Source organism: Algoriphagus aurantiacus, assembly GCF_035156405.1.
GTDB classification, from domain to species: Bacteria; Bacteroidota; Bacteroidia; order Cytophagales; family Cyclobacteriaceae; genus Algoriphagus; species Algoriphagus aurantiacus.
In genome coordinates this window covers 21,798-36,933 of record NZ_JAXRUT010000014.1, presented here as the reverse complement: position 1 = coordinate 36,933, position 15,136 = coordinate 21,798, and the positions used below count along the sequence as shown (strand labels likewise).

General features: G+C 40.2%; 16 protein-coding genes. 13 read left to right on the top strand and 3 right to left on the bottom strand.

Translation table 11 applies throughout. The features are described 5' to 3' along the window. Positions 1-7 precede the first annotated feature (7 nt). The 3 genes from SYJ56_RS14495 to SYJ56_RS14485 all read left to right on the top strand — a co-directional run bounded on the left by SYJ56_RS14495 (position 8) and on the right by SYJ56_RS14485 (position 2,802). The gene (locus SYJ56_RS14495; RefSeq protein ID WP_323835265.1) at positions 8-1,156 is read left to right on the top strand and encodes a glycosyltransferase family 4 protein; all 1,149 of its coding nucleotides are present in this window, start codon (positions 8-10) and stop codon (positions 1,154-1,156) included. After that, positions 1,132-2,307 carry a glycosyltransferase gene (locus tag SYJ56_RS14490; RefSeq protein ID WP_323835263.1) on the top strand — a complete coding sequence of 392 codons (1,176 nt, stop codon included), beginning with the start codon at positions 1,132-1,134 and terminating at the stop codon, positions 2,305-2,307. Before SYJ56_RS14495 ends, SYJ56_RS14490 begins: the two co-directional genes overlap by 25 nt. A gap of 81 nt (positions 2,308-2,388) precedes the next feature. Continuing rightward, entirely contained in the window at positions 2,389-2,802 is a 414-nt protein-coding gene (locus SYJ56_RS14485) for an OsmC family protein (protein WP_323835261.1), read from the top strand. Positions 2,803-2,975: 173 nt separating this feature from the next. Here SYJ56_RS14485 and rlmF read toward each other — a convergent pair whose 3' ends face one another. The 3 genes from rlmF to SYJ56_RS14470 all read right to left on the bottom strand — a co-directional run bounded on the left by rlmF (position 2,976) and on the right by SYJ56_RS14470 (position 5,373). Next, positions 2,976-3,923: a 23S rRNA (adenine(1618)-N(6))-methyltransferase RlmF gene (gene rlmF / locus SYJ56_RS14480; protein WP_323835259.1), complete on the bottom strand. Its 948-nt coding sequence runs from the start codon at positions 3,921-3,923 to the stop codon at positions 2,976-2,978. A gap of 192 nt (positions 3,924-4,115) precedes the next feature. Beyond that, positions 4,116-4,619, bottom strand: coding sequence for a hypothetical protein (locus SYJ56_RS14475; protein ID WP_323835258.1), 504 nt, complete (start codon positions 4,617-4,619; stop codon positions 4,116-4,118). 190 nt (positions 4,620-4,809) lie between these two features. Then, on the bottom strand, positions 4,810-5,373 hold the full coding sequence (locus SYJ56_RS14470) for an LOG family protein (protein ID WP_323835257.1): 564 nt from the start codon (positions 5,371-5,373) through the stop codon (positions 4,810-4,812). 589 nt (positions 5,374-5,962) lie between these two features. On the opposite strand from SYJ56_RS14470, the gene SYJ56_RS14465 reads away from it, so the two are divergent. The 10 genes from SYJ56_RS14465 to SYJ56_RS14420 all read left to right on the top strand — a co-directional run bounded on the left by SYJ56_RS14465 (position 5,963) and on the right by SYJ56_RS14420 (position 15,030). Continuing rightward, positions 5,963-6,538 (top strand): non-canonical purine NTP diphosphatase, encoded by a 576-nt coding sequence (locus tag SYJ56_RS14465; protein WP_323835255.1) that lies wholly within the window; start codon positions 5,963-5,965, stop codon positions 6,536-6,538. Between the two features lie 37 nt (positions 6,539-6,575). Beyond that, the gene (locus tag SYJ56_RS14460) at positions 6,576-7,193 is read left to right on the top strand and encodes a uridine kinase family protein (RefSeq protein WP_323835253.1); all 618 of its coding nucleotides are present in this window, start codon (positions 6,576-6,578) and stop codon (positions 7,191-7,193) included. Positions 7,194-7,317: 124 nt separating this feature from the next. Then, entirely contained in the window at positions 7,318-7,674 is a 357-nt protein-coding gene (locus tag SYJ56_RS14455) for a hypothetical protein (RefSeq protein ID WP_323835251.1), read from the top strand. A 91-nt stretch (positions 7,675-7,765) separates the two neighbouring features. Next, positions 7,766-10,738 (top strand): protein translocase subunit SecDF, encoded by a 2,973-nt coding sequence (secDF, locus tag SYJ56_RS14450; RefSeq protein ID WP_323835249.1) that lies wholly within the window; start codon positions 7,766-7,768, stop codon positions 10,736-10,738. A gap of 143 nt (positions 10,739-10,881) precedes the next feature. After that, positions 10,882-11,271, top strand: coding sequence for a molecular chaperone DnaK (locus SYJ56_RS14445; protein WP_323835247.1), 390 nt, complete (start codon positions 10,882-10,884; stop codon positions 11,269-11,271). Between the two features lie 17 nt (positions 11,272-11,288). Then, complete coding sequence (locus tag SYJ56_RS14440; protein WP_323835245.1) at positions 11,289-12,062, top strand: histidine kinase; 774 nt, start codon at positions 11,289-11,291, stop codon at positions 12,060-12,062. After that, positions 12,049-12,804, top strand: a complete 756-nt coding sequence (locus tag SYJ56_RS14435; protein ID WP_323835243.1) for a sensor histidine kinase — start codon at positions 12,049-12,051, stop codon at positions 12,802-12,804. The genes SYJ56_RS14440 and SYJ56_RS14435 overlap by 14 nt, the downstream gene beginning before the upstream one ends. Positions 12,805-12,859: 55 nt before the next feature. Further along, positions 12,860-13,486 (top strand): response regulator transcription factor, encoded by a 627-nt coding sequence (locus SYJ56_RS14430; RefSeq protein WP_323835241.1) that lies wholly within the window; start codon positions 12,860-12,862, stop codon positions 13,484-13,486. 2 nt (positions 13,487-13,488) lie between these two features. Then, a complete protein-coding gene (locus SYJ56_RS14425) occupies positions 13,489-14,535 on the top strand; it encodes a Gfo/Idh/MocA family oxidoreductase (RefSeq protein ID WP_323835239.1) in 1,047 nt (348 codons plus the stop codon). Between the two features lie 54 nt (positions 14,536-14,589). Beyond that, positions 14,590-15,030 (top strand): outer membrane insertion C- signal, encoded by a 441-nt coding sequence (locus SYJ56_RS14420; RefSeq protein ID WP_323835237.1) that lies wholly within the window; start codon positions 14,590-14,592, stop codon positions 15,028-15,030. Positions 15,031-15,136: the final 106 nt, after the last annotated feature.

The window sequence follows — 15,136 nt, the reverse complement described above, 5'->3', positions numbered from 1 at the left end:
GATCCAATTGACAGTACTTTTTCTTAATAGTTCGTCAGACCGGTATGGTTCTTCCAGAATTCTGATAGAAGTAGTAAAAACTTACAAAGAGGCTGGACTTACTCCCGTAGTGGTCATGTCCGAGCCAGGTCCGCTAGAAACTCATTTTTTGGAACTTGGAATTGCTGTGAAGATTCAGAATCTGGGGATTTTACGTAGAAAGTATGTGACCTTTTCCGGCATTTTAAACAGGTTAAGGAAAAATTACCAGGCCTATAAGTTTCTGGATAAACTGCACCGAGAATATAAGTTTGAACTGGTTTATTCCAATACCTTGGCTGTACTGGTGGGTGCACAATGGGCAAAGTGGAATAAATTACCACATGTATGGCATATCCATGAAATACTCCTCGGCCCCCCTCCTTTAATAAAACTTTTAGGGCGGTTATTGGACAGAACCACGCCATCACCAATTGTGGTATCGAAAGCAGTAGGAGAACACTGGAAAGATCGGCTAGAGAAATCCAAGCCCACAATTATACACAATGGTATTCCGTATGACGAATTTCTTCGTAAAGAGGAAAATAATCCTCTGGATCTAGGTATAGGTGCTGACAAAATTATTATAACTATGGTGGGTAGGATCAATCCAGGAAAAGGGCAGCTATTCTTTCTTGAACTGGCGAAACGTATCACAGCTACTTATCCACAGTGTCATTTTTTGCTCGTAGGCGATCCCTTTCCAGGCTATGAAAGCATTGAAGCGGAAATCCAAGATTTTATCAGTAAAAATCGGCTTGAAGATTGTGTTACTAATCTTGGTTTTAGAGAGGATATCTCATCTATACTCAAAATGACAGATGTTTTTATGCTGCCTTCCATCCTTCCAGACTCATTGCCTACAGTAATATTAGAGGCAATGGCCGCATCATGTCCTGTGGTGGCGACTCTATCTGGGGGTGCCTCTGAAATGGTATTGGAAGGTCAAACTGGATATTTAATTCCAATTAACGATCTGGAACAAGGAGTAAATGCGTTAATTAAGTTAATTTTGAACCCAGAGCTTCGAGACAACTTTGGCGAAGCCGGTAGGCAATATGTACTGGAGCATTTCAGTTTGGAGAGTTTTAGGGAAAATATTAAAAATCATTTATGGCAGCAGCTAAAAAGAAATTAAAGGTAGCCATAATGGGTGCAAAAGGGTATCCATACGTCTATGGAGGTTATGATACAATGATTCGTGAACTGGGAGAACGCTTGGTGAAAAAAGGTGTACATGTCCGTGTTTATAACCACAGGGCTCTTTTTCCTCAAAAGCCTCGCTATGTGAATGGCATTGAATGCATTTATACACCCGCCATAGAATCAAAAAAACTCACACAGCTTTCACATAGTTTTTTTTCCATGATGCATGCTTGTTTTTCGGACATAGATGTGATTTTGGTGGTAAACTCTGCAAATGGTCCCTTCGGATTGATAGCAAGATTTTTTAGAAAGAAAACAGTTATCAATGTCGATGGTCTGGAATGGCTGAGGCCTAAATGGCATGGCATTGCTTCAAAATACTTTTTCTGGGCTTCTAAAATGGCGACTAAATATTATGATCAGCTGATCAACGATTCCGATGAAATGCATCGTGTGTATAAGGAATTGTTCAATGCAGATTCGAAAGTCATTGCTTACGGCGCAAATCCCCGTGCTGATGTAGATGTTAGCCCCATCGAGAAATGGGGCTTTAAATCGCATGATTATTTTCTTATTGTCGGAAGACTGATTCCTGATAATAATGCCGATCTGATTATTGAGGGATTCTTGAAATCTGATAGCCAGCGTAAGCTAGTCATCGTCGGAGATGTTCCTTTTGATGATGATTATGCCACTATACTTAAGAAAATAGAAGATGATAGGGTAATGTTTTTGGGCTATATCACTGATCCCAATGAACTGGCAGCTTGGTACTCTCACTGCTATGTCTATTTCCATGGGCATGAATATGGCGGAACCAATCCGGCCATGCTGAAGGCTTTGGGTTATGGCTGCTCGATTTTGGCTCTGGACACACCTTTCAACCGAGAAATGCTTCAAAACGGCAAGCATGGCTGGTATTTCAAAAAGTCTATCGAGTCGGTGAAGGACATCGTGGAGGCCGCTGAAAGTAGTCAGGAAAGAATGGCCTATTTCAGAGAAACTGCCCGTGAAGGATTGATTCAGCGATATAATTGGGACTACGTCACAGATCAGTATCTCGAGGTTTTTGAACAATTGTCAGGAAAGAAAGTCCATAAAAGCCCTCCTCAAACTCCGACATTAGTAGAGATGGAAAAATGAGATTTTACGGATCTTCAATGAACTTTCGAAATAGAATTTACCTTTCATTGCTATAACTTTTAACCCTAAAATAGTTTAACCATGATCAGAAAAGCAACCGCCGTATGGCAAGGAACAGGCAAAGATGGTAAAGGACATCTGACTACACAAAGCACCGTTTTGGACAAAACCCAATATTCGTTTGGATCCAGATTTGAAAGTGGAGTTGGCACCAATCCTGAAGAATTAATTGCTGCGGCGCATTCAGGATGCTTTGCAATGAAATTGAGTTTCAATTTACAAGAGGCAGGCTACACAGCTGATGAACTTAATGTGACTGCAAATATCACTTTTGAGGAAGGCACATTGAAAAAATCACATTTGGTGCTTAAGGCAAAAGTTGAAGGAATTGCTCAGGACAAATTTGACGAGCTGGTAAAAGATGCTGAGGAAAACTGTCCCATTTCTAAGGTTTTGGATCTAGAAATCAGCGTGGAAAGTACTTTGAATGCTTGATTTGTAGAACCAAGAATTAAGAGCCAAGAACCAAGAGTTTTAGAGCCGAATTCAAGAGTTTGAAGTCTAATCTCTTCAAGTAATACGTGTTAAAAATAGGCGGTTTGAATGTTTTCAAACCGCCTATTTTTTTATATGACATTCCGTAATTTTAAATTCAAAATTCGTTCATTTTAAATTTTTACCCACCTCATTTTTCTCCAGTTATCTTGTTGTTCCGGGTTCAGAAACGTCCAAGCGATAAATCTACTTTTTTTATTTCCTTGGGTCATTTCAATAATCTTTCGATCAGCAACTCTGGCTTTTTTCAAAGCTAACATAAACTCTTTAAGATGCTCTTCCTTGGAAACAATTGAGGTAGACCAAAAGCAATTGAATTTGAAGATCATACTTTCCCGGATCATTTTTTGGATAAATGCCAACTCTCCTCCTTCGCACCAGAGTTCGTTGTTCTTTCCACCAAAATTCAAGGTGACCTTCATACCCACTTTGCCTTTGAGGTTTTTTACTTTTCTGATACTACCAGCTTCTGCAGCAGCCAGGGATTCATGAAACGGAGGATTGCAAATCACGAGATCGAATACGTCGCTTGACTTGATGATTCCAGCTAATATTTCCTTGGGGTTTTCCTGAAGACGTAATGTGACTTTACCCTGAAATTTGGGATTTGCATACAAATTATCCTGTGCGGAATCTATGGCTGTTGGGTCTATCTCGGAAGCAATAAAACTCCAATTGTAAATAGAATTTCCCAGTATTGGATAGATGCAGTTCGCTCCTGTTCCTATGTCCAAAACCTTAATTTCATCACTATGTGGCAACTTTCCTCCATTGCTTTGCGCAAGCAAATCTGCTAGGTAATGTATGTAATCAGCTCTTCCAGGAATCGGTGGGCAGAGGTATCCAGCAGGAATATCCCATTGAGCAATCTTATAAAAATGCTTAAGCAAAGCTCTATTCAGTTCCTTAACAGCTTTTGGGTCTGCGAAATCAATGCTGAGATCACCGTACTTATTTTCAGAAACAAACTCTCCCAATTCAGGTTGAGAGCTAATCAGGCTCGGGAAATCGTATCGTCCACGGTGGGCATTTCTAGGATGAAGTGCAGTTTTGATGATCATTTTACAAACTTAAATAGAATATGATGTAAGTCGTGGTATTTGTTAACTCTTTGAATTTGGCCAACAGATAGGATTCACTACCTAAAATCAGCAGCTTAAATAGCTACTAGTTACAAATCAGGGATTTGGTATTCCTACAGTTTAAAAAGACTGTAGTCTCAAAAAAATAGATGGCGAGAGAAAAAATCGAGATCAGCCTACTTTTAATCGAAGCTCCCCTTGTCTTTTTATCACTTTCAATTCAAAGTAAGAATTGATAAATGCTTTGCAGTGATTTTCCGCCCATTCTGCACGTGATTCGGTGTCAAAAAGTAAAGTCATTCTCAGCATCGTTTTCACATATTGCTCATAAATGCCTAGTTGACTTACATAGACTATAAAAGCAGCACACCAATCTTCCTGAAATTTCTCTAGGTGGGTTCTCCCATCAAAAAGCATTTCAAGCTGATTATCCCCGTGTTTGTAGCGATAAATCCCACAAAGTTGGCGATAGATAAGCCGTACTCGCTCTCTGGGAAACTCAAACGTATCGAGGATCTGGGCATATGTCTCATCCATAAGTTGAAGCGGATTATACAAGGAAGTATAGGAACGCTTCAATTCAAAAACCATACGATCAATTAGTTCCTCTTCAAGCACCGATTGTGCCTGTCGAAGGATGTAGTTTTTGTCTAACGGAAAGAGTTTCTGGATCATTGCTGCGCAAAAATAAGAAATTATCCTTATAGGATGATTTTAAATTAAGCTAATTGTTTGATGTCAGGTTACCGGTTTTTCAAATTTTACAATAATAGAAATGGCTACTAAGTGACGAAATCATGGTGGAAATTGGTCGAACTCTTACAAGCTCGTTGCGTCAGCCATCTGACACCAGACACCCATCATTTCACCAATCCGCAGGTCTTTTTGGCTCATAGGCTGCCATTTGATCCAACAGGTCTGCCGGATCATCTGAGACAATCAGTAATTCCTCCTGCTCTGGATACATGAATCCTTGCTCCATTACATGATTTAAAAATTCAATCAGTTTGTCATAGTAGCCATTTACATTATATAAGGCCAGTGGCTTTTGGATATAATGAAGTTGGTTTAGTGTCATGATCTCAAAAAGCTCTTCCAACGTCCCAATTCCTCCAGGCATTGCAATGAAACCATCTCCTCGCTCCGCCATCAGCCATTTACGATCACGCATAGTCTCTACTATGATTAGTTCTGTACATCCGCGGTGAGCCACTTCCCTATCTACCAATTTTTGAGGGATTATTCCCAAGACTTCCTTCCCTGCTCCTAGCATTTCGTCCGCAATCACCCCCATCAACCCAACTCTCCCTGCTCCATAAACCAGCGAATGATCGCGTTTGATCATTTCCTGAGCCAATGATCGCGCACCCGCTTCATAGACAGTACTTTTTCCTTTTCTAGATCCGCAATAAATGGTGATTTTCTTCATGAGTCCGAGCTAAATGTGAAATTCGAAATTACGTGATTCTCTTTTTTTATTCACAAGGACTAAGGAGGTTTTACAAAAGCTTAACCGAGCAAGTCTAAATTGGATTGAATTTTTGTCTAAGGAATAGTTCTACGCTGCATTAAAGCCTATTTTTGAAGGATGAAATAGAGCCTGCCTACCGGACAGGCGGGCATGACGCAAGTGACACATGGAAAGAGCATCCTACCTAATGTGAGATTCTCCCTAATCAAGTTTGGGACAGGCTATCTGACCATTAAAAAACAATTATAAACACATGTAATCGAGAATGACGGCGGACGACACACAGGCGGATAATTATATCCCAGCAAATACCGCATCAGCAGATTTGTTTGTGAGTTAGGGCGCGCTGGGGTGACGCAGCAGCGAGCCAGGCGGCTGGTCTGCGCGCTGAAGCTTTGCTGGCGTCTTGGCCTTTTGGTTCTTTTGGGCCAAGCCAAAAGGACAAAGAAAACTAGACTAAAGTGCCACACAAGAGGATAATTAAAAACCTCTGTAAACTCACTTGACTATTTCTTTAAAAGAACTAAAAGTTTTAACTCATAAACACATGAAAATTTGCTTTGCTACCAACAATCCCAAGAAAATCGAAGAGGTAAAAGCTGCTCTCGGGGATAGTTTTGAAATTGTTTCTCTGAAAGATATTGGATGCTCGGATGAGCTTCCCGAGACAGGTGACACACTTGAGCACAATGCTTTTCAAAAAGCCAGGTATGTGAAAGAACATTTCGGAGTGGATTGCTTTGCTGATGATACGGGTCTAGAAGTAGATGCGCTGCAAGGAGAGCCAGGAGTTTATTCCGGAAGATACGCCGGCGAACCAAGGAGTGATGAGCGAAACATAGACCTCTTGCTCAAAAATTTAGAAAATTCATCCCTCCGTTCAGCACGATTTAAAACCGTCATCGCTCTTTTGTTAGGTGATGACGAGTTCAAGTTTGAAGGAATTGCTGAAGGGGAAATATTGAAAAACCGAACTGGCAAGGGAGGATTTGGTTACGATCCAGTCTTCGTTCCAAAAGGCTATTCCAAATCATTTGCGGAATTGAGTATGGCTGAAAAAAATCAGATCTCACATAGAGGAAAAGCAGTGAATGACCTTATCGCCTTTTTGAGCCATATATAATTCTGTGAAAAGCCGAAAATCACTTTAACTTTGCCCTATGAAAAAACCATTCATCGTAGGCATCACAGGTGGCTCTGCATCAGGTAAAACACTATTTTTAGAGCGATTGCTGAGTTCTTTCGAAGAAGGTGAGGTTTGCCTGATTTCTCAGGATAATTACTATAAGCCAAGAGAATTGCAGCCGATTGATGATCATGGAGTACATAATTTCGACAGGCCAGAGAGTATAGATTTTGAGGAATATGCTTCTGATATCCGTAAAATCCAGGCAGGAGAGACTGTGAAGCGTGAAGAATATACTTTCAATAACTCAGCAAAAACCCCTAAAATGTTGACTTTTACTTCTGCACCTGTTGTGGTAGTTGAAGGAATTTTCGTGCTTTACTATCCAGAGTTGGCAAGTTTGCTCGATTTGAAAGTTTTTATCGATGCCAAAGATCATATTAAGCTGAAGCGTAGAATAATCAGAGATAAGGTCGAGCGAGGTTATGATTTGGATGATGTTCTGTATCGCTATGAACAGCATGTGATGCCAACTTATGAGAAATACATCAAGCCGTTTATGAATGACGCGGATTTGATCGTGCCAAATAATCATAATTTCGATAAGGCACTAGAAGTCATTCGCACCTATTTGCGTGTAAGATCGGTCTGAAATACTGCTCTTTAATTTCGTTAACTGGTTGGTGTTTAATAGATTATTCTGATTTTGCTCTCTACTGTCAGAAATTCTCGGATGAGAAACATTCCTTCTAAATAATTGGCTATATTTGCGCCGAATGAAAACAACGAATAGAAATAGCAACTTATTCCAGCAACGCCTTACGGTGATGCTCGCATTGCTATTATGTTTGTTTATTTCCAGCGTAGAGTATATACCTGAATCATGTGAGGTTGCTAAAGTCGAAAATCAAGAAAAAGCTTCTTCAAATGATCAGGATCAGACTTTTTTAAATGTAGCAGTAGATGCAGTAGTACCCTTTGTGGTCAATGTATCGCACAGTATTCTCTACCTTATTCATGATATAGTAAGATTTGAAGGTTCTACATTCCTTACTGAATCAACTTCGTCATTTCAGCCCAACCAGCTCGTACAAATACTTTTTGAGCGAATAATATCCACCAAAGGGCCCTAAGTTTCTCTCTATTTCTGGTGAAATCCAGCTACCTGCCAAGCAGGATAGCTACTAATCTGTATTTACAATCAATTACTAATTTATATTTCTCATGCAAAACAAAGGTGTCATTGTGTTTTTGACAGTGATTGTTACAGCATTATGCTTGTACTATCTGTCATTCACATTTGTATCGAACAATATCCAGCAGAAGGCCCAGGAATACGCAACTGACGCGTCTGGTACTGTGGATTTTTCCAAAAGACAAAGCTATCTTGATTCTATCTGGAGAGCTCCGGTGTATAACTTTCTAGGAGCTGACTATACTTTCCAAGAGGTAAAAGAAACGGAATTAGGATTAGGCCTTGACCTTCAAGGAGGAATGCACGTTACATTGGCAGTTTCCCCGGTTGAAATTGTAAAAGGACTTGCAGGTAACCCAAAAGATGTTGCTTTCAACAAATCTGTGGAGGAAGCTCGCGAAGAAGCTAAAACTTCTTCTTCAAAATATGTGGATCTATTTTATACTGCGTGGCAGCGAAATAGCCCAAATCAAAAGCTAAGTGAAATTTTTGCGACAGCAGCTAATAGAGGTCGTATTTCTTTGGAATCTTCGGATTCGGAAATCCTTGAGATCATAGATAATGAGATTGAAAATGCAATCGAGCGTTCTTTCAATATCCTAAGAACTCGTATCGATAGATTTGGTACATCTCAGCCTAACATCCAGAGGATTCAGGGTTCTGGTCGCATTCAGATCGAATTGCCTGGCGTTGATAACCAAGAAAGAGTTAGAAACCTTCTTCAGGGTGTGGCAAAGCTACAATTCTGGGAAGTAGCGGAGACCAATGAAATCGGAGCTGCATTAGAAGGAGTAAACAGTGCATGGGTAGCTGCGAACAAATCAGCCCAGCCTGCAGCAGCCGATACAGTATCTACAGAAAACCTTACTGGAGAGGATTCTCTGAAAAATGCGCTTGAGAGACAGCTCGCCGAGATCGATCCTGCAAATCAAGGCAACAATAGTGTTTCACCATTATTTAGCCTGCTTAAGCCTAATTATGGTTTGGCATACGAACTTCGCGATACCATGGCGATCAATCGTATTCTGAAGAATGAGGATTACAAATCCTTGTTGCCAAGAGATATCAAATTGCTGTGGGGTGTAAAGCCATTCGTAGCAGAAGATGGAACTGAAACTTTAGAACTTTATGCAATTAAAGCTGTAAGAGGAACTGACGAAGCGCCTTTGGAAGGTGATGTAGTAACTGACGCTCGTCAGACCTTGGATCAAACTTCTAGACCTGCTGTATCCATGCAGATGAATGCTGATGGTGCCAGAAAATGGAGAAAACTTACTGCTGAGAACATCGGTAGAAGAATCGCTGTAGTTCTTGACGACTATGTTTATACTGCACCGGTAGTAAATGGTGAGATTCCATCAGGACAGTCTGAAATTGCAGGTAACTTCTCCCTTCAAGAGGCACAAGATTTGGCAAACATCCTTAAATCAGGTTCTCTTCCAGCTCCTACGCAAATTGTAGAAGAAAGTATCATAGGCCCAACATTGGGTAAAGAAGCACTAAATCAAGGATTGATTTCCATGGTTGCAGGTTTGCTCATTGTGGTTTTGTTCATGGTAGCATACTATGCTAAAGGTGGTTTTGTTGCTATCGCAGCACTGATTTTCAATATATTCTTTATCCTAGGTATTCTCGCGCAGCTGGGCACTGCTTTGACCTTGCCGGGTATTGCAGGTATCGTATTGACCATAGGTATGTCCATTGATGCGAACGTCTTAATTTTCGAGCGTATCAAGGAGGAACTTCGAAATGGAGTTGGTTTGATGTCCGCCATCAGTGCAGGCTATGACAAAGCATTTTCAGCGATTCTCGATTCTAATGTGACTACTTTCCTTACAGGAGCTATCTTATTTGCTTTGGGTCAAGGACCGGTAAAAGGCTTTGCTATCGTATTGATGATTGGTATCGCTTCTTCTTTCTTCTCCTCTGTATTTATCACCCGAGTGATTGTGTCTTGGATGAGCAAAAAAGGAGATAAGAGTTCTATCAGCTTTGCCACTCCATTCGCTAAGAATGCATTGAGCTCACTGAATCTTGATTTCTTGGGCAAGCGTAAAGTTGCTTACTTAATTTCTACTTCAATCATCGTAATTGGATTAGGAATTGCCGCTGTCAACGGATTGAAATTCGGTGTTGATTTTACCGGAGGCCGTTCATATATCGTTGAATTTAGTGAGAGCATTCCTGCCTCTGACCTGAAATCAGGTTTGGATAGAGAGTTTGACGGATCGGTAGAAGTGAAAACTTACGGATCTAATAATGTACTGAAAGTGACTACTTCCTATTTGGTCAATGAAGACGATGCTGCTTCTAATCTTGAAGTAGAGAGCAAAGTAAAAGAAGGAATAGCCGCAGTTACGGGCTTAGCCTTTACAGATGATGCAGCATCATTAGCTTCTGGTCAATTCGCAATCACAGGTTCTTCTAAAGTTGGTGCCACTGTAGCGGACGATATTAAGGCATCTTCAGCAGAAGCGATGATAGTAGCATTGGTTGCGATCTTCCTGTATATCTTATTAAGATTCCGTAAGTGGCAGTTCTCTCTTGCATCTATCATTGCCTTGATTCACGATACCTTGTTTGTAATTGCTGCCTTTGCTATCGCGAGTGCATTTGGAGCGACATTCGAGATTGATCAGGTGTTCATCGCTGCGATATTGACTGTGATCGGTTACTCGATTAATGATACCGTGATTGTATTTGACCGTATCCGAGAGAATATTGAAAATAGAGGTACTGGTAAATTAGTGAAAGTCTTTAACGACGCCATTAATCAGACACTAGGGCGTACCTTGATTACTTCATTTACCACCTTGATCGTTGTGATTGTACTGCTGATATTTGGTGGAGAAGTATTAAGAGGTTTCTCGTTTGCTCTGTTTATTGGTGTATTGGTAGGTACTTATTCCTCCATCTATATCGCTACTCCGATTGTAGTGGATTTGATGAAAAGAGAATTAGACCAAGAAAATGCAGCGAAAGAAGCAAAGAAACTTGCATAACTAACAGATAAACAGCCTTTAATAAAGGAGTGGGATGCGATCTCACTCCTTTTTTATTATCTAATCGCAGATAATATTATTATCTTATGGGGAATTATCTCCACAGTTTATCCTATTTCACAATTTCATCAAACACTAAATCCATGAAAATTGACAAGAAAGATTTCGAAAGCATGAAAGCCAAGTATGACAAAGAAGTCAAAAAAGGCAAACCGGCCAAAGGCAAAAAAGATCAAGACAAAACCAATCAAACTGATTGGATATTTTTTGATCGGGAAACTTTAGAGGGTTTATTGAGAAAGGCAGACAAAGACCCGAAAGTGGGAGGAATCCAGTTTTATTTTACTGAATACACCGAAGAAACTGCGGAGAAAACCTATCCTAAAGAGGGTGCTGCATACACTGGTCAGATGACATTAGTCATGCGCACAGCAAATCTCAAGGAGAAAAAACCTATTTCTGTTGAGTTGGGTGGGGAAGAAGATGACTATGAGGGCGGAGGGGTTCAGTGTCCTTTCCAGTGTTTACCATAGTCAACCGATAATTAACTATGGATAGTAGAACTATGGATAGCAGATTTGTTCAGGTGTTTTTCGACTGGTACACCATATCCGCTGATCTGCTTTTGATTATTGGGGTTATTTGCTTTATCAAATTACCCAAAAAAAAGAAAGCCGATATCCACTATTGGCTTCCTTTTTTGATTTTGGTCTTCACTGTAATTTCTGAAAACATGGGGGCATACACGGTATACGACGTTGAATTCAATAAATCAGTAAATGCCTATTTAGGAAATACTGAATACCCCCATTTTAATCTTTGGCTTAATAATATTACTAAAAGGCAGATAGGGACTATACTTTTTTTATTACTGATCAAGACTTGGCTGGAGCCTTCTAAAAGGAAATACATCAACTGGATGATTTTCATTTTCATAGTCTTGACGTTTGTCCTTCAATTTTCTGGAATAGAATCCATCTCTTTGAACCAGCCCATTATATTTACCATTGGAGCCAATATGATATTGATAGGGAGTGGATTGTATTTTATTGGAATGATTACCCATGAACAATATTTAGAGAGAAATCCATTGAGGTTATTATCATTTTGGCAGATGACTTTTATTATGTTCACTTTCACCTTGACTTATATCTGTTCGGTGTCATTATTATATCTGTATGAAGTCAATTATATTTTGGGTAAATCTCTGTGGCAAATTGATATGGTAATGGTGCTCATCACTTTAGCAATACTTACTTTGACGGTTGCCTCCCCATTGTGGCCTGGAATATTTGAAAAAGAGCCATCCTATGAGTTTTCTTGAAAGCCAGGTTTATATAATTATCTTCTCTACCTTATTCCTGGGAGGAATCATGTCTACCTTTGTGATTTCCATGGTATTTATCCACAGACAGAGGCAAGCTCAAAACCGGCTGAAAGTGGATCAGATCAAATCTGAGCATGAGAAGACACTACTCAATATCGAGAATGAAATCCAGCAGGAAACACTAACCCATATAGGTCGGGAGCTGCATGATAATATAGGTCAGCTACTTTCACTGGCCAAGCTTAATTTAGGATCTAGTAAGTCAGAGAAGCATTCCGAAGGAAGAGAAATTCTGAGCCAGGCAATACAGGAAGTACGGGGATTGTCCAAACAGCTAAATCTTGATTGGGTAGAATCCATCAGCATCAATGAATTTATCGAGCAGCAGTTAGATAGGATAAAGGCTACGGGTTATTGTGAAGTGACGCTGGAGGCAGATTTTGAGCTTACAGATTTGACAAAAGAGCAGAAACTGGTACTTATCCGGGTTATTCAGGAATCCTTAAATAATGTTATAAAGCATGCTTTTCCTGATGAAATTAGAATTAGAATAGCTGATATTGGAAAAAGAAGACAAATCTGGATCAAAGATAACGGTAAAGGATTTGACTCTTCACAAGAATCTAAAGGCAGTGGTATGTTCAATCTGAAGAAGAGAATGGAGACTATTGGCGGTGAATTTGAACTGACTTCTGCTGTCGGAAAAGGAACAGAAATCACTTTAACCTTGCCAAATTAGATTTTAGGGTATAATTTGAAGCATAATCTACCTATTAAACTAATCACCCCTACGCATGATCCGGATAGCCCTGGCTGATGACCATAAATTATTTGCAAAAGGAATAGAAGGAATTCTTGAAGAAGATGATAGACTAATAGTAGTCGGTGTCTTTCCAAATGGACAAGACCTATGCGATTATATTGCTGAAAATCCGGTAGATGTAGTTCTTACCGATCTTAACATGCCGATAATGGACGGTTTTGGGGTTTTGAGTCGCTGTAAAAGAGACTACCCACATCTGAAGGTCGTAGTTCTTTCTATGTATGATGAGGAGAAGATTTACAAGCAATGTATCGATCAGAAAGCTGATGCATTTATCCTCAAAGATGCAGACCCAGACGAGTTGATTTTTACCATTCACGAAGTTTTTGAAGGCCGCCATGTGCTGAATTTTGACCGGGTGAAAAAGCAGGCTGTGCAAGGCTACTATTATGATGCCTTCCGGTTAAAGTATAAGCTGTCGAGGCGGGAAACTGAAATTATACATTTGATAAAGGATGGAATTCAAAATAAGGAAATTGCCAATATGCTTAATCTGAGCAAGCAAACTGTAGAGACCCATCGTAAAAACATCCATCTGAAGCTACAGGTCAGTTCTAGAATTGAACTGGTAAATAAGGCACACGAAATGAACATTTGATAATGAGCAACCCTATAAAAACAGCCATAGTTGGCTTTGGCTCTGTAGCCGAAAAAATGCACGCACCACTTATTGATGTTTGTCCTGACCTTGCGCTTGTAGCCTCGGTGGAGAGGAACACCAATCGATGCGAAGAATTGTATGCTGGAGTGACAACTTATAGAAGTCTGCAAGAATTGCTCGCTGCAGATGCTGCGGATCTAGTTGTGATTACCACGCCCAATGAGTTTCATTATCCTATGGCTATGCAATGCCTAGAAGCTGGAAAGCATGTAGTAGTAGATAAACCAGTAACGATATTTTCTCATGAAGCCGAAGAGCTAAATAAGCTAGCTGAGAAGAAGGGTTTGATTTGCTCAGTGTTTCACAACCGCCGTTACGATGGGGATTTCATGACTTTGCAGAAATTGGTACGAGAAGGAGATCTCGGTAATTTGGTCTATCTAGAATCCCATTTTGATCGTTTCCGTCCGGATGTTTCCGAGAACTGGAGAGAAAAAGATGTTCCTGGAAATGGGATCACCTTTGATCTGGGCTCGCATTTGATCGATCAGGTTGTATTGCTTTTTGGCTTGCCAAATTGGATTCAGGCAGATATCCGTAAGCAACGAACTGGAGCGATAGCTGACGATTATTTTGATATTATTTTGGATTATGGTTCGCTCAAAGCCAGAGTGACAGCAGGTGCTTTGGTGAATGTGCCTACGCCGAAATTTTTGCTTTTGGGTAAAAATGGATCTTATCAGAAATTCGGTTTAGATGTACAGGAAGCCGCTTTCAAAGCTGGGCAAAAGCCAGAAGGCCCGAGCTGGGGAGTTGAACCGGAGGAGAGCTGGGGGAGACTTTTCCTGAGTGAGGAGACCAAACAATATGAGACAATCCCAGGAAATTATAGAATTCTATACCAAAATGTCGCAGACGCTATTTTAAAAGGCACAGCGCTGGATATTTCCATTCCTCAGACAATCAGTGTTTTGAAGATAATTGAGGCTTCTTTTGCAAGCGCGAAGGCGGGAAAAAGAATTACTAATGAAGAAGGAGGTTGGTGATATTATTAAGTTTGGCTCATTTTTGGAGTAGAATACTAGAAATAAATCAACTCCATGCAAAAAGTATTCTTATTAGCATTTGCGCTATTCGCATTTGTTTCTATCTCACAAGCTCAAGTAGCAGTAGGTATCAACTTCCAAAATACTGATACTTTTATCACAGTAGGTACTGACCCAGACAAAGAGTTCTTTGGAGAAGCAAGATTGGGATTGGGACATGAAATAGGTCTTGAACTGATGGGTGCATACAACTTTGTCCGAAAAACAGAAGTAAACGGCTACGTCGGTGCTGGGCTCGGTTTATTAGGAAATCATCGCCACCCACATCATGATGATCACAACGATATATATCTGGCCATTCCAGTGGGAGTATTGATCAAACCATTTAGTAGTACGCGAAATCTAGGTTTTTTAGTCGAAGCTGCTCCTGTATTTGCCAATCACTCTCACAGCTACCTTAGAGGTGGAGTAGGTGTGAAATACACCTTTAGATAAAATCAGAACTAACACCAACAAATAAAAGGTCAACTCAGCAATTGAGTTGACCTTTTTGGATTTATATGCAAAACTTACTTATTGTTCAGGAAAAAGAGGCTGTCAG